This is a genomic window from Mycobacterium sp. NGS50 (assembly GCF_059812545.1).
This window is the reverse complement of sequence record NZ_JCALCW010000009.1, coordinates 60,971-87,135: the sequence shown is the minus strand read 5'-3', so window position 1 is coordinate 87,135 and position 26,165 is coordinate 60,971. Positions and strand designations below refer to the sequence as shown.

At 69.2% G+C, this 26,165-nt stretch carries 24 protein-coding genes; 4 read left to right on the top strand and 20 right to left on the bottom strand.

The genetic code is table 11. The annotated features are described in order from the left end of the window. Window positions 1-16: 16 nt before the first annotated feature. Window positions 17-2,677, bottom strand: coding sequence for a LuxR C-terminal-related transcriptional regulator (locus tag AC5Y36_RS08640; protein ID WP_500040456.1), 2,661 nt, complete (start codon window positions 2,675-2,677; stop codon window positions 17-19). A gap of 308 nt (window positions 2,678-2,985) precedes the next feature. Next, on the bottom strand, window positions 2,986-3,735 hold the full coding sequence (locus tag AC5Y36_RS08635; RefSeq protein WP_500040455.1) for an SDR family NAD(P)-dependent oxidoreductase: 750 nt from the start codon (window positions 3,733-3,735) through the stop codon (window positions 2,986-2,988). 35 nt (window positions 3,736-3,770) lie between these two features. On the opposite strand from AC5Y36_RS08635, the gene AC5Y36_RS08630 reads away from it, so the two are divergent. Continuing rightward, on the top strand, window positions 3,771-4,184 hold the full coding sequence (locus AC5Y36_RS08630; protein ID WP_500040454.1) for a F420-dependent biliverdin reductase: 414 nt from the start codon (window positions 3,771-3,773) through the stop codon (window positions 4,182-4,184). A gap of 8 nt (window positions 4,185-4,192) precedes the next feature. Here AC5Y36_RS08630 and AC5Y36_RS08625 read toward each other — a convergent pair whose 3' ends face one another. The 3 genes from AC5Y36_RS08625 to AC5Y36_RS08615 form a co-directional block, all read right to left on the bottom strand. After that, complete coding sequence (locus tag AC5Y36_RS08625; RefSeq protein WP_500040453.1) at window positions 4,193-6,013, bottom strand: alpha/beta hydrolase; 1,821 nt, start codon at window positions 6,011-6,013, stop codon at window positions 4,193-4,195. Between the two features lie 3 nt (window positions 6,014-6,016). After that, complete coding sequence (locus tag AC5Y36_RS08620) at window positions 6,017-6,310, bottom strand: hypothetical protein (RefSeq protein ID WP_500040452.1); 294 nt, start codon at window positions 6,308-6,310, stop codon at window positions 6,017-6,019. 88 nt (window positions 6,311-6,398) lie between these two features. Further along, window positions 6,399-7,523 (bottom strand): M24 family metallopeptidase, encoded by a 1,125-nt coding sequence (locus AC5Y36_RS08615; RefSeq protein ID WP_500040451.1) that lies wholly within the window; start codon window positions 7,521-7,523, stop codon window positions 6,399-6,401. Window positions 7,524-7,631: 108 nt separating this feature from the next. On the opposite strand from AC5Y36_RS08615, the gene AC5Y36_RS08610 reads away from it, so the two are divergent. Further along, on the top strand, window positions 7,632-8,582 hold the full coding sequence (locus AC5Y36_RS08610) for a 5'-3' exonuclease (RefSeq protein WP_500040450.1): 951 nt from the start codon (window positions 7,632-7,634) through the stop codon (window positions 8,580-8,582). Here the strand turns inward: AC5Y36_RS08610 and AC5Y36_RS08605 are convergent. The 7 genes from AC5Y36_RS08605 to pafA form a co-directional block, all read right to left on the bottom strand. Further along, entirely contained in the window at window positions 8,575-9,306 is a 732-nt protein-coding gene (locus tag AC5Y36_RS08605; RefSeq protein ID WP_500040449.1) for a DUF4333 domain-containing protein, read from the bottom strand. The genes AC5Y36_RS08610 and AC5Y36_RS08605 overlap by 8 nt on opposite strands. A 75-nt stretch (window positions 9,307-9,381) precedes the next feature. Next, window positions 9,382-12,159: a DEAD/DEAH box helicase gene (locus AC5Y36_RS08600; protein WP_500040448.1), complete on the bottom strand. Its 2,778-nt coding sequence runs from the start codon at window positions 12,157-12,159 to the stop codon at window positions 9,382-9,384. Window positions 12,160-12,246: 87 nt separating this feature from the next. Continuing rightward, window positions 12,247-13,155: a twin-arginine translocase subunit TatC gene (gene tatC / locus AC5Y36_RS08595; protein WP_500040447.1), complete on the bottom strand. Its 909-nt coding sequence runs from the start codon at window positions 13,153-13,155 to the stop codon at window positions 12,247-12,249. 36 nt (window positions 13,156-13,191) lie between these two features. After that, entirely contained in the window at window positions 13,192-13,419 is a 228-nt protein-coding gene (gene tatA, locus AC5Y36_RS08590) for a Sec-independent protein translocase subunit TatA (RefSeq protein ID WP_500040446.1), read from the bottom strand. Between the two features lie 94 nt (window positions 13,420-13,513). Next, complete coding sequence (locus AC5Y36_RS08585; protein ID WP_500040445.1) at window positions 13,514-14,455, bottom strand: helix-turn-helix transcriptional regulator; 942 nt, start codon at window positions 14,453-14,455, stop codon at window positions 13,514-13,516. Beyond that, window positions 14,452-15,447, bottom strand: coding sequence for a helix-turn-helix transcriptional regulator (locus AC5Y36_RS08580; RefSeq protein ID WP_500040444.1), 996 nt, complete (start codon window positions 15,445-15,447; stop codon window positions 14,452-14,454). The genes AC5Y36_RS08585 and AC5Y36_RS08580 overlap by 4 nt, the downstream gene beginning before the upstream one ends. 17 nt (window positions 15,448-15,464) lie before the next feature. After that, window positions 15,465-16,823 carry a Pup--protein ligase gene (pafA, locus tag AC5Y36_RS08575; protein WP_500040443.1) on the bottom strand — a complete coding sequence of 453 codons (1,359 nt, stop codon included), beginning with the start codon at window positions 16,821-16,823 and terminating at the stop codon, window positions 15,465-15,467. A 159-nt stretch (window positions 16,824-16,982) separates the two neighbouring features. Between pafA and AC5Y36_RS08570 the strand changes: the two genes are divergently transcribed. After that, entirely contained in the window at window positions 16,983-19,106 is a 2,124-nt protein-coding gene (locus AC5Y36_RS08570) for a protein kinase domain-containing protein (RefSeq protein WP_500040442.1), read from the top strand. Between the two features lie 11 nt (window positions 19,107-19,117). Here AC5Y36_RS08570 and hisI read toward each other — a convergent pair whose 3' ends face one another. The 8 genes from hisI to hisD form a co-directional block, all read right to left on the bottom strand. Next, window positions 19,118-19,465 (bottom strand): phosphoribosyl-AMP cyclohydrolase, encoded by a 348-nt coding sequence (hisI, locus tag AC5Y36_RS08565; RefSeq protein ID WP_500040441.1) that lies wholly within the window; start codon window positions 19,463-19,465, stop codon window positions 19,118-19,120. 88 nt (window positions 19,466-19,553) lie between these two features. Continuing rightward, window positions 19,554-20,339 carry an imidazole glycerol phosphate synthase subunit HisF gene (hisF, locus tag AC5Y36_RS08560; protein WP_500040440.1) on the bottom strand — a complete coding sequence of 262 codons (786 nt, stop codon included), beginning with the start codon at window positions 20,337-20,339 and terminating at the stop codon, window positions 19,554-19,556. 1 nt (window position 20,340) lies between these two features. Then, window positions 20,341-21,156, bottom strand: coding sequence for an inositol monophosphatase family protein (locus AC5Y36_RS08555; RefSeq protein ID WP_500040439.1), 816 nt, complete (start codon window positions 21,154-21,156; stop codon window positions 20,341-20,343). Window positions 21,157-21,165: 9 nt separating this feature from the next. Further along, window positions 21,166-21,900 carry a bifunctional 1-(5-phosphoribosyl)-5-((5-phosphoribosylamino)methylideneamino)imidazole-4-carboxamide isomerase/phosphoribosylanthranilate isomerase PriA gene (gene priA / locus AC5Y36_RS08550; RefSeq protein ID WP_500040438.1) on the bottom strand — a complete coding sequence of 245 codons (735 nt, stop codon included), beginning with the start codon at window positions 21,898-21,900 and terminating at the stop codon, window positions 21,166-21,168. A gap of 16 nt (window positions 21,901-21,916) precedes the next feature. Further along, window positions 21,917-22,534: an imidazole glycerol phosphate synthase subunit HisH gene (gene hisH, locus AC5Y36_RS08545; protein WP_500040437.1), complete on the bottom strand. Its 618-nt coding sequence runs from the start codon at window positions 22,532-22,534 to the stop codon at window positions 21,917-21,919. Then, on the bottom strand, window positions 22,531-23,139 hold the full coding sequence (hisB, locus tag AC5Y36_RS08540; protein ID WP_500040436.1) for an imidazoleglycerol-phosphate dehydratase HisB: 609 nt from the start codon (window positions 23,137-23,139) through the stop codon (window positions 22,531-22,533). The genes hisH and hisB overlap by 4 nt, the downstream gene beginning before the upstream one ends. Beyond that, on the bottom strand, window positions 23,136-24,332 hold the full coding sequence (locus tag AC5Y36_RS08535; protein ID WP_500040529.1) for a histidinol-phosphate transaminase: 1,197 nt from the start codon (window positions 24,330-24,332) through the stop codon (window positions 23,136-23,138). The genes hisB and AC5Y36_RS08535 overlap by 4 nt, the downstream gene beginning before the upstream one ends. Next, complete coding sequence (gene hisD, locus AC5Y36_RS08530; RefSeq protein ID WP_500040528.1) at window positions 24,332-25,660, bottom strand: histidinol dehydrogenase; 1,329 nt, start codon at window positions 25,658-25,660, stop codon at window positions 24,332-24,334. Before hisD ends, AC5Y36_RS08535 begins: the two co-directional genes overlap by 1 nt. Before the next feature lie 89 nt (window positions 25,661-25,749). Between hisD and AC5Y36_RS08525 the strand changes: the two genes are divergently transcribed. Further along, window positions 25,750-26,145 (top strand): nitroreductase family deazaflavin-dependent oxidoreductase, encoded by a 396-nt coding sequence (locus AC5Y36_RS08525; protein WP_500040435.1) that lies wholly within the window; start codon window positions 25,750-25,752, stop codon window positions 26,143-26,145. Window positions 26,146-26,165 lie beyond the last annotated feature (20 nt).

Sequence of the window (26,165 nt, the reverse complement as noted above, 5' to 3'; positions counted from 1 at the left end):
GCTCGTATGAGCGGCCCTACGCGCCCGGGCGATCCGCGGTGAGCAGGCGGACGAGTTGATCGCGGTGCGCGATATCGAGCTTGGTGAAAATGCGATAGAGGTGCCCGTCTACGGTTCGCACCGACACCGACAGCCGGTCGGCGATCTGCCGGTTGGACAGTCCAGCGGCCACCAGCATCGCGATCTCGCGCTCACGATCGGAGATCGGCAGCGGCCGCGCCATCGCAACGATTGCCGGAGTTCGTACCTCACCCTGCATTGCCAACTGATGCGCGCGATTCGATGAGGCGACCTGCTTTGCGCGGGCGTTCGCGCGCGCATGCTCGCGCGCGGCCTGTGCGGCGGCGTCGGCGGCCAGCGCCAGCGACCCGAGGTCGGCGAACCGATCGGCCGCGGCGTCCAGCGATCCCCCGTCGTGGCCGGCCAATCCACGTGCATGCAGCGCGATAGCGTGCGCCAACGGGGTGTTCAGCTGGTTTGCAAGTTCGGTGAGTCGCGGGGCGTGGGAGCGGTCGCCGAACCGGACCCCCGAATGCAGAGCCCGCAATTCGACGGCGGCCATCCCGGATCGCCGTGCGGTACCCGCGGCGCGCGTCGCGTACAGGCGGGCGGCGGTGGTTTCGCCGATCGACGCCCGTTCCCAGGCCCGGGCGAGCTCAAGTTCGGGAAGGAACACCGCGACTTGCGGCCCGTAGCTTTCCTCGGAGGCGCGCAGTGCAGCCGCGGCGGCGGCAGCGTCTCCGCGCGCACCTTCGGCCTGCGCGCACCAGGCCGCGACCAGCATCGTCCATGGTGAGGGAAATCCCTGCGACAAACTCGATATCGAGTCATGGAACGCGGTACTTGCTGACCCGAGTGCGCCGTGCGCCAGGTACGTCAATCCGCGGATCGTGTTGACCATGGCGTCTGCATCCGGCGCGCCGGCCGCCATCGCGGCATAGCGTTCGCAGATCTGCTCGGCGGCCTGCTGATCGCCACCGGCGGTTGCCGCCAGCACTTCCGCAACCCCGATAGCGAACCGCTGCGGCCCCGGATCACTCAGTGCCGCAGCCCTCAACCCAGCCTCGGCGATCTGGTCGACGTCGTCGAACCGTCCGGCGAGCGCAAACGCACAAGCGGTTGGTACCGCCGCCCACACCGTCGCGATCGGCAGCACATCCGGTGCACACAGATGCGGGCCGATTTCCAGGGCCGCCGCGACGTCACCGGCAAAATACGAGAACGACAGCTCCAGCGCCGTCACCAGGGCGACGCCCGGCCCGGAGTCAACCCGCGCCTTCAGGTCGGCGAGGACGTGTTGAGCACGCGCGACCTCGCCGCAGACCCAGAACAGGTTCGCCGAGCGGAGACACCCCCACCGCACCAGCTGCAGCAGGTCGACACCATCGGTACAGACGTCGGTCAGGATCGTCTCGGCCTCCGCTCCGCGTCCCTGCCAGCTCAGCGCGTCGGCGAGTGCCAGCGCGGCGGGCAGCCCACCGCCGCGGTCGAAGGCGAACCGTGCCAGCTCTTCTCCGTATCCGGGTGCGGACATGGCCATGGCACTCGTCGCGGCGCGGACGATCACCTCGAGGTCCGTGGTCAAGTCGCTGTGCATCATCAACTGCGCCAGGCGGATCTGGCCGCGAATGTCGGGCAGGCGCGAGCGCCGGCCACCTGCCTGCAGGTGGCGTTGAAGCGCCTGCGCCAGAATGCCGTTGAGTGCCCGCGTCCTGACGATCCCGGCCAGCCTGATCGCCGCCTCGCCGATGACGGGGTGGTTCAGCCGGGCCAGCATCTCCGATCCGTCCGCCACCAGTTGAATGAGCCCGCGGCGTTCGAGCGCCGACACCGCCTCGGGGTCACACAGGCCCCGCAGCAGCTCCCAATCCAGCAACTCGCCGACGGCCAGGATCTCGATGGCCTCCAGTTCCTTTGGGGCAAGCGAGCGTAACCGGAACGCGAGGAGGTCGAACAGGACCCGGTCGGGATGCAGCGGACCGCGAAGTTGCCAACCGCGTTCGGTATGAACCAGGACTTCGCTTTCCCGGCCGGCGCTGAGCAAGCCGCGCAGCAGCAGGAGATTGCCCGCGGTCCGGCGGAACAGCTCATCGATCAGCCGGGCTTCGACGGAGCCACCGAGCACGGCCCGTGCCAGCTCTCCGGTCTGCTCGCGGTTGAACGGCTCGATGTGCACGATGCGCAGCCGCCGTTCCTTCACCAGCGCGGTGACCGCGTCGGGTACCGGGTCTGCCCGGTCGATGGTCATGATGAGCCGCGCACTTCCGCTGTCGGCCAATTGATGCACCAGGGTGGCCGAGATCGGGTCCAGGAGTTGGGCGTCGTCGACGACAACCACCAGGTTCTCCTCGCGATCCAGGGTGGCGTGGGCGGCGGCGAGCATCGCGACGGGTTCGTTGGCCACCTCGCCGTCGACGGTGACCGCGCGTGAGAAGGCTCCCAACGGCACCTCGCGGCCGGTTTCGGTGCCCAGCACGAACCGCACCGTGTGACCCCGTGATTTGACGGCGGCGGCCAGGTTTCGGGCCATGGTCGATTTCCCGACCCCGCTGGCACCCAGCAGCACCACACCCTGCACATGCGCCGTCTCGTCGAGCGCCGTCAGCGCCTGACGGAACTCGTCGTCGCGGGCCACGATCGGCCATCCGGACCCGGCATCCCTGTGCACCGGACCCATAACCTCCTGGACGGCGCGTATGTGGGTGGGATATTACGCCCGAGTCGGTATGCGCTGTCCAGGAAACAGTGCTTCTCACACGCCGCCCGATGGCCATGTGAGGTGCTGTTTCGCGGTTGAACCACCAGGTGGGGTACCCGGACTCAGCGTTCGAGCCAGGTCTGCAGCTGGTAGATCGCGATCGTGATCACCGACAGCAGTACACCGGTGAGGAAGTCCAACGCGGCGGTCATAGTGGGGCGCACTCTATGGGCCCCACGTCCTGGCGCGCACGGGTAGTGCGCTACCCGTTTTGGCCGAGCGCGCGGTTACCGCGGCATCCGGCGCCAGATGGACTGCGGCACCAGCTTCATCACGAAGAACATCGGCCGCAACATCCACGGAACCGCGACGGTGCGGCGACCGCGGACGAGCGCGCGGGCGGTCGCGGTCGCCACCTGGGCCGGGGTGCTCGCCGGCGGTGCCGGCTTCATCCCCGCGGTCATCCGGCCGATGACGAAACCCGGTCGCACCAACAGCAGTCGCACCCCGCTGCCGTGCAGCGCGTCGGCCAACCCGTTGGCGAAGCCGTCGAGGCCGGCTTTGGCCGAGCCGTAGACGTAGTTGGCCCGCCGCACCCGCACCCCGGCGATCGACGAGAACACGACCAGCGACCCGCGCCCGGCGGCGCGCATCGCCGTGGCGAGGTGAGTGAGCAGACTGACCTGAGCGACGTAGTCGGTATGCACCACCGCCACGGCATGGGCGGCATCGGCCTCGGCGCGGCCCTGATCGCCCAGAATCCCGAACGCCAGCACCGCGGTTCCGATCGGTCCATGCTCGGCGATCAATTCGGCGACCAGTGGGCCGTGTGTGTCGAGGGCGTCGGCATCGAACTCGACCGTGTACACCGCTACGGCGCCGGCCGCACGCACCGCGCGCACCTGCTCGTCGAGCCGGTCGGCGCCGCGGGCGGCCAGTACCACCGTCGCGCCGCGGGCCAAGCGGCAGGCGAGTTCGGCGCCGATCTCACTGCGCCCACCGAAAATCACGATCGGTCCGCTGCCCGTGTCGTTCACGGATGCGATTATGACCTGCGCTAGCGTGAGCGGTGATGGCGAATGCGACGACCCGGCTGACCAACGACGCGCTGGCGTTCCTCACCGAACGCCACTTGGCCATGTTGACCACATTGCGCAACGACGGGTCCCCGCACGTGGTGGCGGTCGGTTTCACCTTCGATCCCAAGACGCATATCGCCCGGGTGATCACCACCGGCGGTTCCCAGAAGGCATTGAATGCCCAGCGCGGCGGGGTCGCGGTGCTCAGCCAGGTTGACGGCGCCCGCTGGCTGTCGCTGGAGGGCCGGGCCGGCGTGAACACCGACGGCGATGCCGTCCGTGACGCCGAATTGCGGTACGCCCAGCGCTACCGCACGCCGCGGGTCAATCCGCGCCGGGTGGTTATCGAGGTGCAGATCGAGCGGGTGCTCGGCTCCTCGGATCTGCTGGACCGCGGCGCGGGCTGACCGCCGCCTCACGAATAGGCGTGGTCGGCCCGGACCTGATGCCGGTCGCCTTCGGGGTCGATGTAGGCGGGGATTCCGGGGATTCGCATGTCGACGTGCGGTAACGGGATCGGTGGCAGGCCCGGAAGCTGAACCGATGACGGCACCCCGACGTGCGGCTGGCGCCTCCCCTCCGCCAGCAGCCCGTCGGTCATCAACCGCTCGGCGTGGCCGGTGACGATGTCGGTCATGCTGCGCAGGGCCTCACTGCCGAGCTGGTAGTAGCGCACATGGTCGGTCAGGCTGGGCAGCTGCGCGCCGGGAACCTCGGCGTGGAAGCGGACCGCGCCGTAGCCCTGTCCGGCTGGATCACGGCCCAATCCCGCATCGAACGGCAGCGGAATTCCATGCTGCCTGATGCGGCTTTTGACCAGTTCACCGGCAATGCCGTCGCTCTGCCCGATCCAGCTGACCGGATCGGTTGATGCGGCTCCGACATAGAGCCGCCCGCCATCGAGACGAAAGTCAAGGATGTTGCGCGCGATGTCGGTGCCAGGGCAGCCCAACAGGATGGCGTCGTTGGCGTGCATCCGGCTGTGGGCGAACGCGTCGGCGACGGTCGTCGCTCCGTAGGAGTGCCCGATGACGGTGACGTGTTGCGGCGTCTGTCCTTGGTGAGTTGTCCAGAGGCCATTGACATCTCGGGCCAGCACCTGCCCACCGTCACGGGCGGCTCCCGGCTCGGTGAGCCGGGTGTCCAGGAATCCGTCGGGCGCGTCATACCCCATCCAGGCGATGACCGCGGTACTGCGGTTCGGATCGGCGATCCGGCTCTGTTGGTAGAGGTTGACGGCGTCCCGGTGCTCTGCCAGCCAGCCCTTAGCCACGCTGCTGCCGACGCCCGGGACCACGATGGAGATGTCCTGCGCTTCATCGGGGTCGCCGATGCTGATGGCGGCCCTGCCCTTTCCGCGGAAGGCCGCCGGCTCGTACGCCCACAGCAGGGCCTGACAGTGGTCTTGCCTCGCGGATTCCAGACCGGCGCGTGTCCTTGTCGCGTTGCGGTAGCGGACGGTGTCGCTCTCCGTAATGCTCCGCGAGCCGTTCTCGACACGGCTGATGTCGTCCTGCATTACCGCCAGGTTGACCCGGTTGCGGGTTTCGGCTGGAATCCCGTTGAGATTACCCAATTCTGGCGGATGCTCGGCAACCAGAAGCATTCGCTGCTGCGGTGTCAACGAGACCCACCACGCATGCACGTCAGCGGAACTGGTCTGCGCCGCCGGGATCGTCGGGCGTTGATCCGCTGCGAACTGGTCGACGGGCCGGCCGCCGGTGAACGCGGCGAGTCCGGCACGAAGTTGCGCGGCGATGCGGTCGTCTTCGGACTGCAGGCTGGTGGCGCTGTGCACGATCTGTTCGCGATGGGCGCGCGCAGACCGTAGCCGGGTGCCGTCGACGTCGGCTGTGCACCAGCGGTGTTCGGCGATGGACAGATCGTCGGTGACCGCGAAGCCGTCGTGTTCGGCTGCGGCGATCGCCGCCAGGCTGCGTTGACGGCCCCAGCGCAGACCCGCCGCCGCGCGGTCGGCGAATTCGGCCAGCCGGCGTGCATGCTCGGTATCCCGGTAGATGGTGGTGCGGGCGATGCCCGCGTCCGCAGCCGCGGATCGCGCCGCCCTGCCGGCCCATGCGCTGCCGCCAGGTGTCGCGCTGTGGCGTAGATACAGATCGGCGGCCAGCTCGAGTTGATCGGCACGGTACCGCCATTCACCGGCAGCAGTGGCGAGGCCGGCTGCCGTCTGATCCCAGGCCTCGATGCGTGCGCGCGTGGGCGGCGGGTCCGCCATTTCCTACCGATACCCCGATGGCGCAACAATGTTCAGCGCACCGGCAGTGTCGGCCTCCATGGCGGCATAGCCGCCCGCGGCCCGGGCCAGCGCGGCCGATGCCTCCCACAGCCGCTGTGCGACAGCGCGGCAATAGCAATCGAGGGCACGGCTGAGTCCAGCCGCGGCCAGCCCCGAACGCTCACCGGTGGATTCGCCGGCGATGGCTGGGGCGCACAGCGCCGCGGCTTGGGCAGCGAGCTGCTGTGCCGCCACTGCCAGGCCCGCGGGTTCCACCGCCAGCGCCTCGTCCGCCACGCTGCCCTCCGATCGCTTTGACCAGGAACACTACGGAGGCTGCGGCGGAACGCAATTCACCCGATTCCGCCATGTGAGTGGCGGGTTGCTACCGCGCGGGTACCACAATCAGGTCATGCGGCCGGTTGTTGACCGACACCGAGCCGTCTGCGGTCACCACGACGATGTCCTCGATGCGGGCGCCCCACCGGCCGGGAAAGTAGATTCCCGGCTCAACCGAAAACGCCATCCCGGCTCGCAGCTCCGTCTGGTTACCGGCAACGATGTAGGGCTCCTCGTGCACGGAGACCCCGATGCCGTGACCGGTGCGGTGCACGAACACCTCGGCCAGCCCGGCGTCGGCCAGGATGTCGCGCGCCACCCGGTCGACGTGTTCGGCGGTGATGCCCGGGCGCACCGCCGCCACCGCCGCCTGCTGGGCCCGCTGCAGGGTGGCGTATTGCCGGGCCACCTCGGGATCCGGCTCACCCAGGCTGTAGGTGCGGGTGCAGTCCGAGTGGTACCCGGGCTCGACGGAGCCTCCGATGTCGATCACCACCACGTCGCCGGCCTGCAGGACACGCTCGGAGTGCTCATGGTGGGGGTCGGCGCCGTGCGGCCCGGAGCCGACGATGATGAACGAGACCTCCGAATGCCCCTCTACGACAATGGCTTCAGCGATGTCAGCGGCGACCTCGGCTTCGGTGCGCCCCGGTTTCAGAAAATCGGGCACCCGGGCGTGTACCCGGTCGATCGCCGCGCCCGCTTCGCGTAGTGCGTCCATCTCGCTGGGATCCTTGATCATCCGTAGCTCACGCAGCAGGTCGGTGGCCAGCACCGGCAGTGCACCCAGCGCTTCGGTCAGCGGCAACAGGTGCAGCGCCGGCATGGCGTCGGTGACCGCGGTTGCCGAACCTGCGCCCAGCTCCTCGACGACCAGGCGGTACGGGTCGTCGCCGTCGACCCAGTCGCGCACGGCCAGCCCCAGCTCCCCCGCCGCGGACTCGGCGAGGGAGGCCAACTCCAGCCTCGGTACCACCACGGTCGGGGTGCCGGCTGCCGGCACCACCAGTGCGGTGAGCCGCTCGAAGGTCTGTGCCCGCGACCCGATCAGGTAGCGCAGGTCGTAGCCGGGTGTGACGATCAAGCCGGCCAGGCCGGCGTCAGCGGTGGCGGCCGCAGCCGCAGCCAGGCGGCGGGCGTAGACATCGGCGTCGAATCTGCTGGAGGTCACACCGGACACGTTAGCGGCCCGCCCCGATGCGTTGACGCTGCGCGTAGGGCGGCGAAGTGCGAGTGGCCCGCACCGTAGGCGCAGAGTCGATGCGCGAAGATGGCAGCCATGCCCGCACCCCTGATGCTCCTCGACGGCGCCAGCATGTGGTTTCGCTCTTATTTCGGGATCCCGTCATCGATCACCGCCCCAGACGGGCGGCCGGTCAACGCGGTGCGCGGTTTCCTGGACTCGGTGGCCACCCTGGTCACCCAGCACCGCCCGCACCGGCTGGTGGTGTGTTTGGACCTCGACTGGCGCCCCCAGTTCCGGGTGGACCGCATTCCGTCGTACAAGGCGCATCGGGTGGAGCAGGCGAACCCCGACGGCACCCCCGACCTCGAGGAGGTGCCCGACGAGCTGACCCCCCAGGTCGACATGATCATGGAGATTCTGGACGCGTTCGGCATCGCCACCGGCGGCGCGCCGGGGTTCGAAGCCGACGACGTGCTGGGCACGCTGGCCGCGGCCGAGCGGCGTGACCCGGTGATCGTCGTCAGCGGCGACCGTGACCTGCTGCAGGTGGTGACCGACGAGCCGGTCCCGGTACGGGTGTTCTACTTGGGGCAGGGCCTGGCCAAGGCGACGCTGTTCGGCCCTGCCGAGGTCGCCGAGCGCTACGGTGTGCCGGCCGAGCGCGCCGGAGCCGGCTATGCGGAGTTGGCGCTGTTGCGCGGTGACCCATCCGACGGGTTGCCCGGGGTTCCGGGCATCGGCGAGAAGACCGCTGCCGGCCTGCTGGCGCGGCACGGTTCGCTGGCCGCCATCCTGGCTGCCGCTGAGAATCCCGAATCGACTGTCGCCAAAGGGGTTCGGGCCAAACTTGCGGCGGCCGCCGACTACATCCAGGCGGCGGGTCCGGTGGTGCGGGTCGCCACCGACGCTCCGGTCACCCTGTCCACACCAACCGATGCGCTACCGACCGCAGCGGCCGATGCCGAGCGCACCACCGAACTGGGAACTCAGCTCGGGGTGGGATCCTCGATCACTCGGCTACACAAAGCGCTGGCCGCTACTTAGGCCGACCGACCTCGTAGGTGCCCTTGTCGTCCTGGAAGGTGACGGTCACCTTGCGCTTGGTGCCATCGATGCTCACCTCGCAGTCGAAGGTGCCGCCCTTCTTGACCTCCGGGTCGCCACCGTCGTTGCACTTGACGTCCTTGACGTTCTTCGCGCCGTAGCCGTTGGTCTGGTCGCTCAGGATCTGCTGGACACCCTCTTGCGCCTTGCTGACATCAAGTTTGGTGGTCACGAAGAAGCCCGGCAGCCAGAACCCGGTGACCAGCACGATCAGCACCACCAGTGCACCGACCACGCCGAGGATCGTGCCGAGCATCTTGTTGCCGCCCTTTTGGCCTTGGTCCGGCGTGGGCTGGCCGTAGGGCGAGTACTGGGCAGGCTGGCCAGGCTGCGGGTACTGGCCGTACTGCCCCTGCTGCCCGTACTGCACGGGCTGGCCGTACTGGGTCGGCTGCCCGTATTGCGCCGGCTGACCATATCCGGCCGCGCCCTGCTGCCCGTACTGCTGCGTCGGCGCCTGGTAAGCGGTGGTGGGCTGCTGCCCGTACTGCGTCGGGGCCCCGTAGGCGGGCTGCTGCCAGCCACCACCAGTCTGCATGGTGGGCTGTTCGGGAGTGACCGGCTGCTGCCAGGCCGGCGGGTACTGCTCGCTGCCCTGCTCGCCCTGCCCTGGCTGCGGAGGCTGCCACGACTGCGTCGGGTCGTATCCCTGCGGTCCGCTCATCGGTTACTCCTCAGTCCTCTCGGGCGCGCGCCATGGCTGCTATTGCCGGCTATACCGTAGCGTGTCCGATTCAGCCTACCCGGCATCAACAGCCACAACCCCGCACCGAATCGCGTCGATGGCACGTTTTGCGGTGCCGCGCAGGCCGGGGTCCGGCCCCGCGACCCGTATCTGGTCCAGCAGATCCAACACCTGGCGGCACCAGCGCACGAAGTCCCCCGCGGACAGCGGCGATCCGTTGCCGGCCGCATCGGAGGCGGCCAGCGCGGCGCTGAGATCACCGGTACAGGCCCAGCGGTACACCGCGGCGACGAATCCATCGTCGGGTGCACGGCTGGGACTGATCCGGTGCCGCTGTTCCTGGGCACGCAGCTGCTCGGAGAGCCGGCGGGTCTGATGCAGTGCCCGGCGCAGCGGTGCGGTGGGCGCCTCGGCGGCATACATCCCACCGGGTCCCTCCCCGCCCCGAGATTCGAAGAGCACCGCCGAGGTCACCGCGGCCAGTTCGGCGTGACCCAATCCCGCCCACGCCCCGGTCCGCAGGCATTCGGCGACCAGAAGATCGCTCTCGCTGTAGATCCGGGCCAGCAGCAGACCGTCGGGTGTCACGGTGACGTCGCCGTCGCCGGCGGCCTCATGGCGGATGAAGCCGCGTTCGGTGAGCAGTCCGATGATCCGGTCGAAGGTGCGGGCCAACGAGTTGGTGGCGGCGGCCGCCTTCTTCCGGAGCTGGGCGTTGTCGCGTTCGATGCGCAGATAGCGTTCCGCGATCCGCACCTGGGCATCGCGGTCGGGTGCGTGGTGGGCCGGATGGGCCCGCAGCTGGTGACGCAGCGCGAGCAACTCGGGGGCGACCGCGTCGTCGTCTCGGTTGGCGGCTTTGCGGCTCCGCCGGTCCGGGATCGTCAGACCGGCCGACGCGGACCGCAGCGCCGACGCCACATCGCGGCGAACCTTGGGCTGGCGGTGCTCGACCCGTTTGGGCAGCTGCATCGACCCGACCGGCCCCGCGGACCCGGGGTAATCGGCCGACGAGATCCGCCCGGCCCAACGGTGTTCGGTGAGCACCAGCGGCCGCGGATCGGCGCTGTCGTGCGCGGATTCGAGCACCACCGCCAGCCCGCCGTGGCGGCCGTGGGTGATGTCGATGATGTCGCCGCGACGCAGCGCTGCCAGCGCGTTGTTGGCCGCCTGGCGACGCTCCAGCCGCGATGCGCGGGCCTGCGTGCGTTCCATCTCCGACACGGCGGCGCGCAGTCGGGCGTATTCGAGGATCGGCGACTCGCGGCCACCCAGCTCGGCGGCGATCTCGTCGAGCATCGTCTCGCCACGCTCGGCGCCGCGGACCAGCCCGACCACCGACTGATCGGCCTGGTACTGGGCGAAGGACTGCTCCAGCAGCTGGTGCGCCTGCTCCGGCCCCATCTGGTGCACCAGGTTGATCGTCATGTTGTACGACGGCGCGAACGAGCTGCGCAGCGGGAAGGTGCGGGTCGACGCCAGCCCGGCCACCTCAGCCGGGTCGGTGGTGGCATCGCTGGGATGCCACAGCACCACCGCGTGCCCCTCGACATCGATGCCGCGCCGGCCGGCACGACCGGTCAACTGGGTGTACTCCCCCGGCGTCAGCGCGGCGTGCTGCTCGCCGTTGAACTTCACCAGGCGCTCCAGGACCACGGTGCGCGCCGGCATGTTGATGCCCAGCGCCAGGGTCTCGGTGGCGAACACCGCCTTGACCAGGCCCGCGGTGAACAGCTCTTCCACGGTGTGCCGGAAGACGGGCAGCAGACCGGCGTGGTGCGCGGCCAGCCCCCGCAAGAGGCCCTCGCGCCATTCGTAGTAGTCCAGCACCGCCAGGTCGGCGTCGGCGAGGTCGCCGCAGCGGTGGTCGATGATCTCGGCGATGCGGGCACGTTCGTCTTCGGTAGTCAGCCGCAGCGGCGAGCGCAGGCACTGCTTGACGGCAGCGTCGCAGCCGGCGCGGGAGAACACGAAGGTGATGGCCGGCAACAACCCGCCGGCATCCAGCGTGGCCAGCACATCCGGGCGGGACGGCGGCCGGTACATGCGGGGCCGGCCGTAGTCGTTGCGGCGGGAGTTCGCGCGCGGTTGCCAGTTGGTCAGCCGGTCGGCCTCGCGGCGGTGCGCGATGTGGCGCAGCAGCGCATGATCGACGACCGGCTTGCGGTTCGAGCCCGGCGCGCCTGCGGCCCCCGCGGCGTCATAGTCGAACAGGTCGAACAGCCGCTTGCCCACCAGCATGTGCTGCCACAGCGGAACCGGGCGGTGCTCGTCGACGACGACGCTGGTGTCACCGCGCACCGTCTGGATCCAACCGCCGAACTCCTCGGCGTTGCTGACCGTCGCCGACAAGCTGACCAGCCGCACCTCGTCGGGCAGATGCAGGATGACTTCCTCCCACACCGCGCCCCGCATCCGGTCGGCAAGGAAATGCACCTCGTCCATCACCACATGGGAAAGGCCTTGCAGTGCAGGAGAATCCGCGTAGAGCATGTTGCGCAGCACCTCGGTGGTCATCACCACCACCGGCGCGCCGGCATTGACCGACTGATCACCGGTCAGCAACCCGATACGGTCCCGCCCGTAGCGGGCCACCAAGTCGGTGTGCTTCTGGTTGCTCAGCGCCTTGATCGGGGTGGTGTAGAAGCACTTGCCACCGCCGGCCAGCGCCAGATGTACCGCGAATTCACCGACGACGGTCTTGCCGGCGCCGGTCGGCGCGCAGACCAGCACACCACGACCGGCTTCCAGGGCCGCACACCCGCGCTGTTGAAAGTCGTCCAGCCGGAATGGCAACTCGGCGGCGAAGCGGGCCAGCTCGGTATCGCTCACGCGGGTGCCCCGGTGCGCGAGCGTGCGCAGTTGTACGGCTCACGGCGGCAATTTGCGTGCAACTGCGCACGCTCGCGGGAAACGGGGCTAGGTGACATCGTCGGTTATCAGCGACGGTGGGGTGATGACGGAGGCTTGGTCGTCGGGAATGGCGTCGGCGGCCTCCCGTTTGGCTTTGCGCTTGTCGTGCAGCCGAGCGACCTGGATGGCGAATTCGAGCAGCAGGGTCAGCGCCAGCCCCAACGCGGTCATCGAGAACGGGTCGGATCCCGGCGTGGCGACCGCCGCGAACGCGAACACCGCGAAGATCAGTCCGCGCCGCCACGCCGCGAGCCGGGCGTAGCTGAGCAACCCGACCATGTTGAGCATGACGATCAGCAGCGGGAACTCGAAGCTGATCCCGAACACCAGCAGCAGGTTGATCAGGAATCCGAAATACCGTTCGCCGGACAGCGCGGTCACCTGCACATCGCTACCGACGGTCAGCAGGAACCCCAAGGCCTTGGACAGCACCAGGTAGGCCATCACCGCCCCGGCCACGAACAGGAACGCGGCGGCCACCACGAACACCACCGCGAACCGGCGCTCCTTGCGGTACAGCCCCGGCGTGATGAAGGCCCACAGCTGGTAGAACCACATCGGGCAGGCCAGCACCACGCCGGCGGTCAAACCGACCTTGAGCCGCAGCATGAACTGGTCGAACGGCCCGGTGGCCAGCAGTCGGCATTGGCCGTCGGCGCCGATTTGGGCGCGCGCCGAATCCGGCAGGCTGCAGTACGGGTGGCGCAGCCACTCCCCGAGGCTTTCCACCCCCAGGAAACCGTGCGAGTACCAGGTGAACCCGAAGATGGTGGTCAGCGCGATCGCGGCCAGCGAGATCAGCAGGCGGGTGCGTAGTTCACGCAGGTGATCGACGAGGGACATCGTCCCGTCGGGATTGGTGCGGCTGCGCCGTTGGCGAGGGTCGAGCCGCTTGAAAACGCTGGTGGTGCGCACGATCAGCTGGCGCTCGGGCGCTGTGGTGACGACAGACTAGACCGACCGCGGGTCGGCGGGCGGGTCGACGCGCTCGGACTGTACTGCGGTGGGCGCCGCGGATGAATCCGGTTTGCCTTCGCTCTGCAGTTCACGGACCTCGGACTTGAAGATTCGCAACGACTTGCCGAGCGAGCGCGCCGCATCGGGAAGCCTCTTTGCGCCGAACAGCACGACCACCACGACCAGCAGGATCGCCCAGTGCCACGGACTCAGACTGCCCACTTCGGATACCTCCAGACGTTGCTTTCGATGCTACCGCAGCCGTATCGGACCTTCACCGAACGTGCGCTTGCGGCGTGGGCGATCGGGCCGGCGGCTATTGGGCCTGGTAGACGGTCAGCGCGGCGGCCGCGGCGGCACGCACCCGCGCGGCCAGCGACTCCGGCGCGAGCACCTGCGCCTCGGCGCCCAGGCCCAGCAGGAGTCGCGTCATCCAGTCGTCTGAGGCGTAGGTCATCTCGGCCTGCCGATAGCCGTCCGGCAGCTCGCTGACCAGCCGCATCGGGTAGTACTCGAACATCCAGGCGGCAGACGGCGCCAGCCGTAGGGTGGCGACCGGCAGCGACGGGTCGGCGTCGAACAGCGAGGTGTCCGGTTCCGTCGACGCAGGTTGCGGCGGCGCCGACGGCTCGTCGAGTATCTCGGCACCGTCGATGCGATCGAACCGGAACAACCGCATGCCGTCGGATTCCCGACTCCAGGCCTCCAGGTAGCTGTGGTTGCCGATCAGCACCACCCGGATCGGGTCGACCACCCGGTGCGACAAGGTGTCCCGCGAGGCGGAGTAGTAGTCGATGCGCAGCGCGCGGTGTCGTTTCACCGCGTCGCGGACCGCCTCCGCAGCGGGGTTTTCGCTCGTCACCGATACCGTCGCTGCGTGCGCCGCCGTGCCGGCGGCGTCCTCGATCTTGGCGATCGCACTGCGGGCGGCCTGCGGGTCGACGATCCCGGGCATGGCCACCAACGCGCGCAGCGCCATCAGCATCGCCGTCGCCTCCGGCGAGGTCAGCCGCAGCGGCCGATCCACCCCCGCGGACTCGTAGACGTCGATGCGGTCTTCGTAGAACGTCACGTCGATCAGGTCGCCGGGCCCGTAGCCGGGCAATCCGCACACCGCCAACTGCTCCAGATCGGCCTGCAGCTGGGCCAGGCTCACCCCGAGTTCGGCGGCGGCCTGCTCCTTGGTGATGCCGGGACGAGCCAACAGGTACGGCACCATGTTCAGCAGCCGGACCAGCCGATTCTGAAGTTGAGTCATGCCGACACCGGTCCGATCTGCGCGGCGAACCGAGCCATCACCGCGTCGCGCAGCGACGGCGGGTCCAGAACGACGGCATCGGCCGCGTAACCGGCGATTTCGCGCGCCAACCGGTCCACCGTGCCGATGTCGACGGCGAGGACGTCCCCGTCACGGCCGGCGACGATGTCGCGCGACACCACGGTGCCGGTCCGGCGCAGCGCCACCGCACGGCCATCGGCGACCCAGATCCGAGCCTGGGCCCCGCTCGGGGACTCACCGACCGCATCGGCGACGATCTGCCGCAGGTCCGCGGTCTCGGGGCGGCTGACCACTCCCGGCGGCCCGATCGGCGTGACGTCGTCGGCGATGCGCAGCAGCCGGAAGGTGCGTACCGCGTCGCGGTCGCGGTCATGGCCGACCAGATACCACCGGCCGCCGTGGGTGACGACTCCCCACGGCTCGACGGTGCGGGTGAGGTAGGGCTGGACCGGCGACGGGCGGTGGCCGAATTGCACGGCCTGCCCTGTCTGGATGGCATCCATGAGCGCACCCAGCGCCGGCTCGGCCTGATGGAAGCCGGGTAGCGCCGCCGGTGGGGCCACCAGCACCTCGGCACGGTCGGGATCCACATCGACGCCGGCGGCCTGCAGTTTGGCCACCGCACCCTGGGTGTTGGCGCGCAGCTCCGGCGACTGCCACAGCTGCACGGCGACAGCCACCGCGGCCGCCTCGTCGCGGCTGAGGTCAACCGGAGGCAGCGCGTAGGCCTCCGGATTGATGCGGTAACCCTCGAGGGTGTCGAACGCCGATACCTTCCCGGTCTCCAGCGGTACGCCGAGGTCGCGCAGTTCGCTCTTATCCCGTTCGAACATCCGCGAGAAGGCATCGTCGGAGGATTTGTCGCCGTATCCGACCACGGTGGCCCGGATCTTCTCGGCGCTGAGGTAGCTGCGGGTGGACAGCAAGGCGATGACCAGGTTCATCAGCCGTTCGATCTTCGACGTCGCCACGGGAAGCAGGATAGGCGCTACATGCTGGCGATCAGCCGTTTGACCCGCTCATCCACCGACCGGAACGGGTCTTTGCACAGCACCGTGCGCTGCGCCTGATCGTTGAGCTTGAGATGCACCCAGTCGACGGTGAAGTCGCGGCCGGCGTCCTGCGCGGCGCTGATGAACTCGCCGCGCAGCTTGGCCCGGGTGGTCTGCGGCGGGGTGTCCACGGCGGCGTCGACGTCCTCGTCGGTGGTGACACGGGCCGCCAGGCCCTTGCGCTGCAACAGGTCGAACACCCCGCGGCCGCGTTTGATGTCGTGGTACGCCAGGTCGAGCTGGGCGATCTTGGGGTCGGACAGCTCCATGTTGTAGCGGTCCTGGTAGCGCTGGAACAGCTTGCGTTTGATCACCCAGTCGATCTCGGTGTCCACCTTGGCGAAGTCCTGGCTTTCCACCGCGTCGAGCTGGCGGCCCCACAGGTCGACGACCGCTTCGAGCTGCGGGTTGGATTCCCGGGTCTGCAGGTGTTCGACGGCGCGGCTGTAGTACTCGCGCTGGATGTCCAGGGCGCTGGCCTGCCGGCCGCCGGCCAGCCGGACCGGGCGGCGGCCGGTCAGATCGTGGCTGACCTCACGAATCGCGCGGATCGGGTTGTCCAGCGAGAAGTCGCGGAACGCCACACCGGATTCGATCATCTCCAACACCAGGGCCGCGGTCCCCACCTTGAGCATGGTGGTGGTCTCGGACATGTTGGAGTCGCCGACGATCACGTGCAGACGGCGATACTTCTCGGCGTCTGCGTGCGGTTCGTCGCGGGTGTTGATGATCGGGCGGGATCGGGTGGTGGCCGACGAGACCCCTTCCCAAATGTGCTCGGCGCGCTGGCTCAGGCAGAACGTCGCGGCCTTGGGGGTCTGCAGCACCTTGCCGGCACCGCAGATCAGCTGGCGGGTGACCAGGAACGGCAGCAGCACGTCGGAGATGCGGGAGAACTCCCCGGCCCGCACGATCAGGTAATTCTCGTGGCAGCCGTAGGAGTTGCCCGCCGAGTCGGTGTTGTTCTTGAACAGGTAGATGTCGCCGCCGATGCCCTCATCGGTGAGCCGCTGCTCGGCGTCGACCAGCAGGTCCTCCAGCACCCGCTCCCCGGCCCGGTCGTGGGTGACCAGCTGGACCAGGCTGTCGCATTCGGCGGTGGCGTACTCGGGGTGGGAACCCACGTCGAGGTACAACCGAGCGCCATTACGCAGGAAGACGTTGGAACTGCGACCCCACGACACCACCCGGCGGAACAGATAGCGGGCCACCTCGTCCGGGGACAGCCGGCGGTGCCCATGGAAGGTGCAGGTGACACCGAACTCTGTCTCGATCCCCATGATTCGACGCTGCACGATTCGAGCGTACTGGTTACGAGGCCGTCTCGGGGGCGGAGACGCACCGGTTGATGCGCGTGATCGGCAACCGGTGTGAAAGGCGCGCCGAACCGCGCACCCGGACAAATACACTCGACCTGATCCGGCCGGCGGTGCCGGCGCAACGGGAGGGCAGCGGTGGCCACGCTCAGCGCCGGGGATGAGTTCGCGGGCTATCGCATCCTCAGGAAGCTCGGCGAAGGCGGTATGGGCCAGGTGTGGCTCGCCGAACACCTCCTGCTCGGGCGCCTGGAAGCGCTCAAGATGGTGTCGATCCACGCGGCCGACAGCGAATTCGCCCGACGGTTCACCAACGAGGCACGGACCGCCGCGGCGCTGGACCATCCCGGCATCGTCACGGTGTACGGCTACGGCATCACCGACGGCACACCGTGGTTCACCATGAACTACCTCGAAGGTCAGGATCTCACCAAATGCGGTGCGCTGCCCGCTGATGAAGTGGCCGTCATCGTGGAGCAGGTCGCCGACGCCCTCGACTACGCACACAGCCGCGGGGTGATCCACCGGGATATCAAGCCGGCCAACGTGGTGGCCGCCCGCACCCCCGACGGCGCTCTCGGGCGGGTCACGGTGCTCGATTTCGGGATTGCCCGCCTGTTGGACGGCACCCAACTGACCGCAACCAACGCCTTCATCGGCACCCTGTCCTACGCCCCGCCGGAGACCCTGACCGGGAACGGGGCGGTCCCGCAATCCGACCAGTACGCACTGGCGTGCACCGCCTATCAGCTGCTCACCGGGCGACCACCGTTTTCCGCCGACAGCCCCGGCGCGGTGATGATGCAGCACATCAACGGCCCAATCCCGTTGCTGCGGGACGTCTCTACCGTGCTCGCACCCCTGGACACAGCCTTGTCGCGCGCGCTGGCGAAGGCACCCGAGCAGCGGTTTGCCACCACCCGCGACTTCGCAGCGGCCCTGCGCAGCGCGGTGTCGGGATCCCGGCCCGCCCCGGGCGACATCCACCTCGCGCAGACCGTGGCTCGACAAGACCACGGGTATCCTGCCTCCCCCGAGGTGCCGGTGTCACAGAACTTCGCGCCTCCGGTCGATGCCCGAGCCCGACGGGTGCCTGTCGCACTCATCGCAGCCGTGGCGGTGGTGGCGCTGGCACTGGCGGCCGTCGTCGGATACCGCCTTGTTCATCGCGACCCGCCGGTCCACCCGCCCGGCGCGGTTTCGTCGGCCGCGCAGCCGGCAAAAGTGCAGGTCCGTGGTCTCAGCGCCGGAACCGGTGCGGTGTGCGCCGCCGGTGACAGCGGCACCGCCTACTGCTGGGGCACCGCGGGCAGCGAGCAGCCGACCGCGATCCCGGGGCTGACCAGCGTCGACTCCGTCGCCACCGATGGCCTGACCAGCTGCGCGGTCAGCCGCGGGGAGCTGTACTGCTGGGGCGGCAACGACGACGGTGCGCTGGGCAACGGCAGCACCGGCACATCCAGCGTCCAAGATCCGCAGAAGGTCGAAGGGCTGGTCAGCGTCACGGCCGCCGCCGTCGATTGGGGCACGGTCTGTGCGGTCAGCTCCGGCGAGATCTACTGCTGGGGCAATAACCAGGTAGGGCAGCTGGGCAACGGCAGCACCGACGCCAGCAGCCGACCGGTGAAGGTTCCCGGGGTGCCGGCAGCGACCGCGGTCTCGGTTGGTCTCGGAACGGTGTGCGCGGTCGCCGATGGCTCTGCGTGGTGCTGGGGCAACAACCGCTACGGTCAGCTCGGCGACGGCACGACGGAACGTCGCGGCACCCCGGCCGCGGTGCCCGGGCTCGGCCGGGTGACCGCGGTGCAGACCACCTCCACGAGCACCTGTGCGATCAGTGACGACACCTTGTACTGCTGGGGAAACTCGTCCGGCCTGCTCGGCGAGAACCCCGATCCTCCCGTGCCGCATCCGGCGCCGGTCGCGGTTCCCGGCTTCGGCCGGGTTGACGCGATGGCACTGGGCGGCAACGCGACGCACGTCGACGGCCAGCGCATGCTGAGCAAGGCGGTGGTCTGTGGCATCACGGCCGGCAGCGCGGTCTGCGTCGGCGACAACAGTTCGGGGCAGCTCGGGGATGGCACCACCACTCCGCATCCCGCGGCGGTTACCGTCCCGGGTTTGACCGGGGTGTCGCAGATCGCGGTGGGTGGCCCATTCGCCTGCGCGGTCAGTGCTGCGCAGACCGACTGCTGGGGCCGCCTGCCCGGTCCCCGCGGCGAACCGCACTTGGCCCCGACCCGGGTCCCCTGGCCGTCCTAGCCCGCGGCGGGTCAGTCCACCGGCCCCAACAGCACGTCGGCATCGAAGCAGCTGTGATCGCCGGTGTGGCAGGCTCCCCCGACCTGGTCGACCTCCAGCAATACCGCGTCACCGTCGCAGTCCAGTCGCACCGAATGCACGTACTGGGTGTGCCCCGAGGTCGCGCCCTTGACCCACTGCTCGCCGCGGGATCGCGAAAAATAGGTTGCCTCACGGGTTTCCAGCGTGCGGGCCAGGGCCGCATCGTCCATCCAGGCAACCATCAGCACGTCGCCGCTGCCCCGCTCCTGCACCACCGCGGTGAACAGTCCGTCGGTGTTGCGCTTGAGCCGTGCCGCGATATCGGGATCCAGTGTCATCGGACCACACTCCGCGCCGAACGTGCATTCAGGTCGAGATATCCCCTGATATTTCGCACTGAGTGCACGTTGGGTGAGCCAAGGGTGCTCATCGGACCACGATCCCCTCGGCGGCCATCGCCGCTTTGACCTGCCCGATGGTCAGTTCCCGGAAGTGGAACACGCTGGCCGCCAACACCGCGTCGGCGCCGGCGTGCACCGCCGGGGCGAAATGATCGGTGGCCCCCGCACCGCCGCTCGCGATCACCGGCACGCTGACGGCGGCCCGGACCGCGCGCAGCATCGGCAGGTCGAAGCCGGCCTTGGTGCCGTCGGCGTCCATCGAGTTCAGCAGGATCTCGCCCACCCCGAGCTCGGCGCCGCGCACCGCCCATTCCACCGCGTCGATGCCGGTGCCGCGGCGCCCCCCGTGGGTGGTGACCTCCCAGCCGGACGGGGTGGGTGATGACCCGGCCGGCACCGTGCGGGCGTCCACCGATAAGACGATGCACTGCGAGCCGAATTGGCGGGCCATCTCCTCCAGCAGCTCGGGCCGGGCGATCGCGGCGGTGTTCACCGAGACCTTGTCCGCCCCGGCGCGCAGCAGCACGTCGACGTCCTCGACCGCGCGCACCCCGCCGCCGACGGTGAGCGGGATGAACACCTGCTCGGCGGTCTGGCGGACCACTTCGAGCATGGTGTCGCGTCCCGACGAGGACGCGGTCACGTCGAGGAACGTCAGCTCGTCGGCGCCTTCGGCGTCGTAGGCGGCGGCCAACTCGACCGGGTCGCCGGCGTCGCGCAGGTTCTCGAAGTTGACGCCCTTGACCACCCGGCCGGCGTCCACATCCAGGCATGGGATCACCCGGACCGCAACGTCGCTCGCGGTTTTCATCTCAGTAGTCCTCCGGTTCACCGGTGCTGTGCAGGATCTCGAGCAGCTGGGTGTGGACGCCGGGTGCGGCGGCCAACGCGGAACGCGACGCGGTGGTCCATGGCGCGCCGGACAGGTCGGTGACGACGCCTCCGGCGGCTTGCACCAGTGCCACCCCGGCCGCGTGGTCCCAGATATGGTCGCCGAAACTGATCGCCCCACCCAGGATTCCGTCGGCGACGTAGGCCAGGTCGACGCCGATAGCGCCGTGCATCCGGATTCGCGACGACACCCGGCTCAGGTTCTCCAGCACCGCCAACCGCCAGCGACCGGGAAAACGTCCCCGCCACTCCACGTTGAATGTGCCGAAGCCGACGATGGATTCGCCCAGCACGGTGGGCTCCAGCGCGGAGCGCGGCACCCCGTTGCACATCAGCGGCCCGCCCGCGACCGCGGTGTAGCGCTGGCCGGTGAACGGCATCCAGGTCAGGCCGGCCACCGGTTCACCGTCGCGCAGCAGACCCAACAGGATCGCCGCGACCCGCGATCCCGCCGCGTAGTTGACCGTTCCGTCGATCGGGTCGAGCACCCACACCAGCGGCGAATCCACCGGAGGGCCGCCGAATTCCTCGCCGTGCACACCGATCCCGGTCGCGGCCACCAGGGCGTCGACGACCTGTCGCTCGATGGCCAGGTCGACCGCGGTAGCGAAGTCGTTGCCCAACTTGGCGACCGCAGACTCGGCGCGGTGCCCGGCCAGGAACGGCGCGGCGGCGGTGTCCAGGATCACCGATGCTTCTGCGACCAGTCCCGCCAGGTCCGCCGAGTCCAGCGCCACGGCCGTCCCTTACTCCCGCACCGCGGCCAGGGCCTGCGGCAGCGTGAAGCGCCCGGCGTAGAGCGCCTTGCCGACGATGGCGCCCTCCACCCCGGCGTCCAGCAGGGTGGCGATGGCGCGCAGATCATCGAGACTGGACACCCCGCCCGAGGCGATCACCGGGGCGTCGGTGCACTCGGCCACCTGGCCCAGCAGATCCAGGTTGGGGCCGCCCAGGGTGCCGTCCTTGGTCACGTCGGTCACCACGAACCGCGAACACCCTTCTGCATCAAGGCGTTCCAACACAGGCCACAGGTCGCCGCCGTCGGTTTCCCAGCCGCGGCCGCGCAACCGGTGCTCGCCGTCGATGATCTGCACGTCCAGACCGACCGCAACCTTGTCGCCGTGCTCGGCGATCGCGCGGGCACACCACTGCGGGTTCTCCAAGGCCGCGGTGCCCAGGTTCACTCGCCGGCACCCGGTCCCCAGCGCTGCGGCCAGCGAGTCGTCGTCGCGGATCCCTCCGGACAGTTCGACCTGCACGTCGAGCTGTCCGACCACCTCGGCCAGCAAATCCCGGTTCGACCCGCGGCCGAAGGCGGCGTCCAGGTCGACCAGATGGATCCATTCGGCACCGTCGCGCTGCCAGCCCAGGGCGGCTTCCAGCGCGGAGCCGTATTCGGTCTCGCTGCCCGCCTTGCCCTGGACCAGGCGGACCGCACGGCCGTCGACCACGTCGACGGCGGGAAGAAGTATCAATGACACGTAGACAGACCCTAACTCACAGACCGCGGACCCAGTTGTCCAGCAGTGTTGCTCCGGCATCCCCGCTTTTCTCGGGATGGAATTGGGTGGCGGCCAGCGGCCCGTCCTCGACCGCGGCCAGAAACGGCACGTGGTGCGTCGCCCAGGTCAGCTGTGCGTCGGAGACGCCGTCCCATCGTTGCGCGGCGTAGGAGTGCACGAAATAGAACCGGGTGGCCGGGTCCAGGCCGTCGAACAGGGCGCTGCCCGGCGCGGCGGCCACGACATTCCAGCCCATGTGCGGGATCACCGGGGCGTCCAGCCGGGTCACCGCGCCCGGCCACTGCCCACATCCGGCGGCGTCGACGCCGAATTCGATGCCGTGCGCGAACAGGATCTGCATGCCGACACACACGCCGAGCACAGGCCGCCGGTGCGCGATCCGCTCGGCGATGATCTGCTCACCGCCGATGGCCCGCAGACCGGCCATGCAGGCCGCAAAGGCGCCGACGCCCGGTACCATCAGCCCGTCGGCGTGCATGGCCGCGTGGGCGTCGGAGGTTACCTCGGTATCCGCACCGACCCGCTCGAGCGCACGTTGCGCCGACCTCAGGTTTCCCGAACCATAGTCGAGCACAACGACTTTCGCCGTCACAAGGCGCCTTTGGTGGACGGCACCCCGGACACCCGCGGATCGGGCTCGACGGCGTGCCGCAGCGCCCGTGCCACCGCCTTGTACTGGGCCTCGGTGATGTGGTGCGGGTCGCGACCGTAGAGCACCCGCACGTGCAACGCGATACGGGCGTTGGCGGCCAGTGTCTCGAACACGTGCCGGTTGATGACGGTGTGGTACGGCACCTGGGAACCGGCGATCGTGGTGTGCTGCAAGTGGTCCGGCTCCCCGGTGTGCACACAATAGGCACGTCCGGAGACGTCCACGACGGCGTGCGCCAGCGTCTCGTCCATCGGAATGAAGGCGTCGCCGAACCGGCGGATGCCCTTTTTGTCGCCGAGCGCCTCGCCCAGCGCCTGGCCGAGCACGATCGCGGTGTCCTCGATGGTGTGGTGCGCCTCGATCTCGACGTCGCCGCGGGCCCGCACGGTCAGGTCGAAGCTGGCGTGGCTCCCCAGCGCGGTGAGCATGTGGTCGTAGAACGGGACCCCGGTTTCGATGTCGACGACACCGGTGCCGTCGAGGTCGAGTTCGACCACGATCTCGGATTCACGGGTGGTGCGTTCCACCCGGGCGCGGCGGGTCATGGGGCTCCTCGTTGTTGGTGGGGACCTGCTGGGCCCGGCTGCGCCGCGCGTGCGATCCCCACGGGTGATTGGTCGAGTTCGGTGGCCGCGAGCCGTTCACTCGCGGCGAGCAGCGCGTCGTTCTCCTCGGGCAATCCGGTGGTGGCCCGCAGGTACCCGGGGATGCCCACATCGCGGATCAGGATGCCGGCATCCAGGTAGCGCTGCCAGGTTGCGGGCGCATCGGTGAACCGGCCGAACAGCACGAAATTAGCGTCGCTGGGGATCACCCGAAATCCCATGTCGGTCAGCGTCGTTGAGACCCTGTCGCGCTCGGCGATGAGCTTTGCGACGCTGCCCAGGGTGTCATCGGCGTGCCGCAGCGCGGCGCACGCCGCTGCCTGGGTGACCGCCGACAGGTGATAGGGCAGCCGCACCAGCAGCATCGCGTCGATCACCGCCGGCGCGGCGATCAAGTACCCGAGCCGGCCGCCGGCGAACGCGAAAGCCTTGCTCATCGTGCGGGTGACGATCAGTTTCCTCGGGTAGTCGGCGATCAGTGCGATCGCGCTGGGCTGTGAGGAGAATTCGCCGTAGGCTTCGTCGACGATCACGATCCCGGGAGCGACATCGAGCAGACTGCGCAGATCGTCGAGTGAAATGCTCTGCCCAGACGGATTGTTCGGGCTTGCGACGAACACCACGTCGGGTTTCCGGTCGGCGACGGCGGCGACCGCGACCGCGGTGTCCAATCCGAAGTCGTCGGCGCGGCTCGCCTCCAGCCATTGGGTCTGAGTGCCGTCGGCGATGATCGGGTGCATCGAATACGACGGAACGAATCCGATCGCCGAGCGGCCGGGACCGCCGAACGCCTGCAGGAGCTGCTGCAGGATCTCGTTGGATCCGTTGGCCGCCCATACGTTGTCGACGGTGACCGTGACACCGGTTTGCACGCTGAGGTAGCGGGCCAGATCGCTGCGCAGCGCCACCGCGTCCCGGTCGGGGTAGCGGTGCAGCTCGGTAGCGGCGTCACGCACCGAGCGTGCGACGTCCTCGATGAGGGCCGGCGTGGGCGGGTGCGGGTTCTCATTGGTGTTCAGCCGCACCGGAACCACCAACTGCGGGGCGCCGTAGGGCGATTTGCCGCGCAGGTCCTCGCGCAACGGCAGATCCGCCAGGGTGATCTCCTGACCCGGCGCCTGCTCGCTGGCGATCACGGTTCGAACCTCCGACGTACCGCTTCTCCGTGTGCGGGCAGGTCTTCGGCCTTGGCGAGGGTGATCGCGTGCCCGGCAACGTCTTTCAGGGCGGCCTCGGTGTAGTCCACGACGTGGATGCCACGCAGGAACGTCTGCACCGACAACCCGCTGGAGTGCCGTGCGCTGCCCGCGGTGGGCAGTACGTGGTTGGAGCCCGCGCAGTAGTCGCCGAGGCTGACCGGCGCATACGGGCCGACGAAGATCGCCCCGGCCGAACGGATGCGGGCCGCCACCGCGGCCGCATCGGTGGTCTGGATCTCCAAATGTTCGGCGGCGTAGGCGTTGACCGCGCGGATGCCGGCGTCGAGGTCGTCGACGAGCACGATCGCCGATTGCCGTCCGCTCAGCGCGGCGGTCACCCGCTGGCGGTGCACCGTGGTCTGCAGCTGGGCCGCCACCTCGCGGTCGGTGGCATCGGCCAGCTCGGCGCTGGCGGTGACCAGCACGCTGGCGGCCATTTCGTCGTGCTCGGCCTGGCTGATCAGGTCGGCGGCCAGGTGCGCCGGGTCGGCGGTGTGGTCGGCGAGGATAGCGATCTCGGTGGGCCCGGCCTCGGCGTCGATGCCGACCTGCGAACGGCACAGCCGCTTGGCGGCGGTGACGTAGATGTTGCCGGGCCCGGTGATCATGTCGACGGGCACCAGCTCGGCCTGATCGGTGTCGACGCCGCCGTAGGCCAGCAGCGCCACCGCCTGCGCACCGCCGACCGCCCACACCTCGTCGACGCCCAGCAGCGCGGCGGCCGCCAGGATCGTCGGGTGCGGCAAGCCGTGAAACCGGCCCTGCACGTCGGCCTGCGGCGGGCTGGCCACCACCAGAGAGTCCACGCCCGCGGTTTGAGCCGGAACGACGTTCATCACCACGCTCGACGGGTACACCGCATTGCCGCCGGGCACGTACAGCCCGACACGCTCGACGGGGACCCAGCGCTCGGTGACGGTCGCGCCGGGCCCCAGCAGGGTGGTGGTGTCGGTGCGCCGCTGATCGGCGTGCACGGCGCGGGCCCGCTCGATGGCGACCTGCAGCGCCGTCCGCACCGCCGCGTCAAGCTCATCAAGGGCTCTGACCAGCTCGTCGGCGGGCACCCGCACGGCCGCCGGCCGCACCCCGTCGAACGATTCCCCGTAGTCCAGTGCGGCCTGCGCACCGCGTTCGGCCACCGCCTCCACGATCGGGCGGACCCTGGGCAGCACCGCCTCGACGTCGACACCGCCGCGCGGCAGAGCCGCCCGCAGCCCGGCGGCGGACAGGGCGCTGCCGCGCAGATCGATGCGGGCCATCACGTTCACATCGACCATTCTCCCAGAGCAGCTCAACCGGATTTCGCGGCGCGTCGTTACAGTGGGGTCACACCTCGTCGAATGGAGCCGCCATGGCCGCACAGGAACAAGAGCTGCCGCGAGTATTTCCGCACTGGACCGACCAGTTGCAGATCAAATACATGAATCCGGTGATGAAGTCGCTGTCCCGCTACATGCCGGGCGCCTCGATCATCAAACACCAAGGTCGCAAGTCCGGTAAGCCGTACGAGACCGTCGTCACCACCTACCGCAAGGGCCCGGTGTTGGCGATCGCGCTGGGCCACGGCAAGACGGATTGGGTCAAGAATGTCCTGGCGGCGGGCGAGGCCGACGTGCGACTGTTCCGGCGCGAGATCCACATCACCAACCCGCGGATCGTCCCGCCCAAGGGTGCGGCGGAGGGTCTGCCCTGGCTGGCGCGCATGCAGGGACGTCAGGTGGCGGTGCTGGTCGCCGACATCGCCTGAGCGCAAGCCCGGCGAGCAGA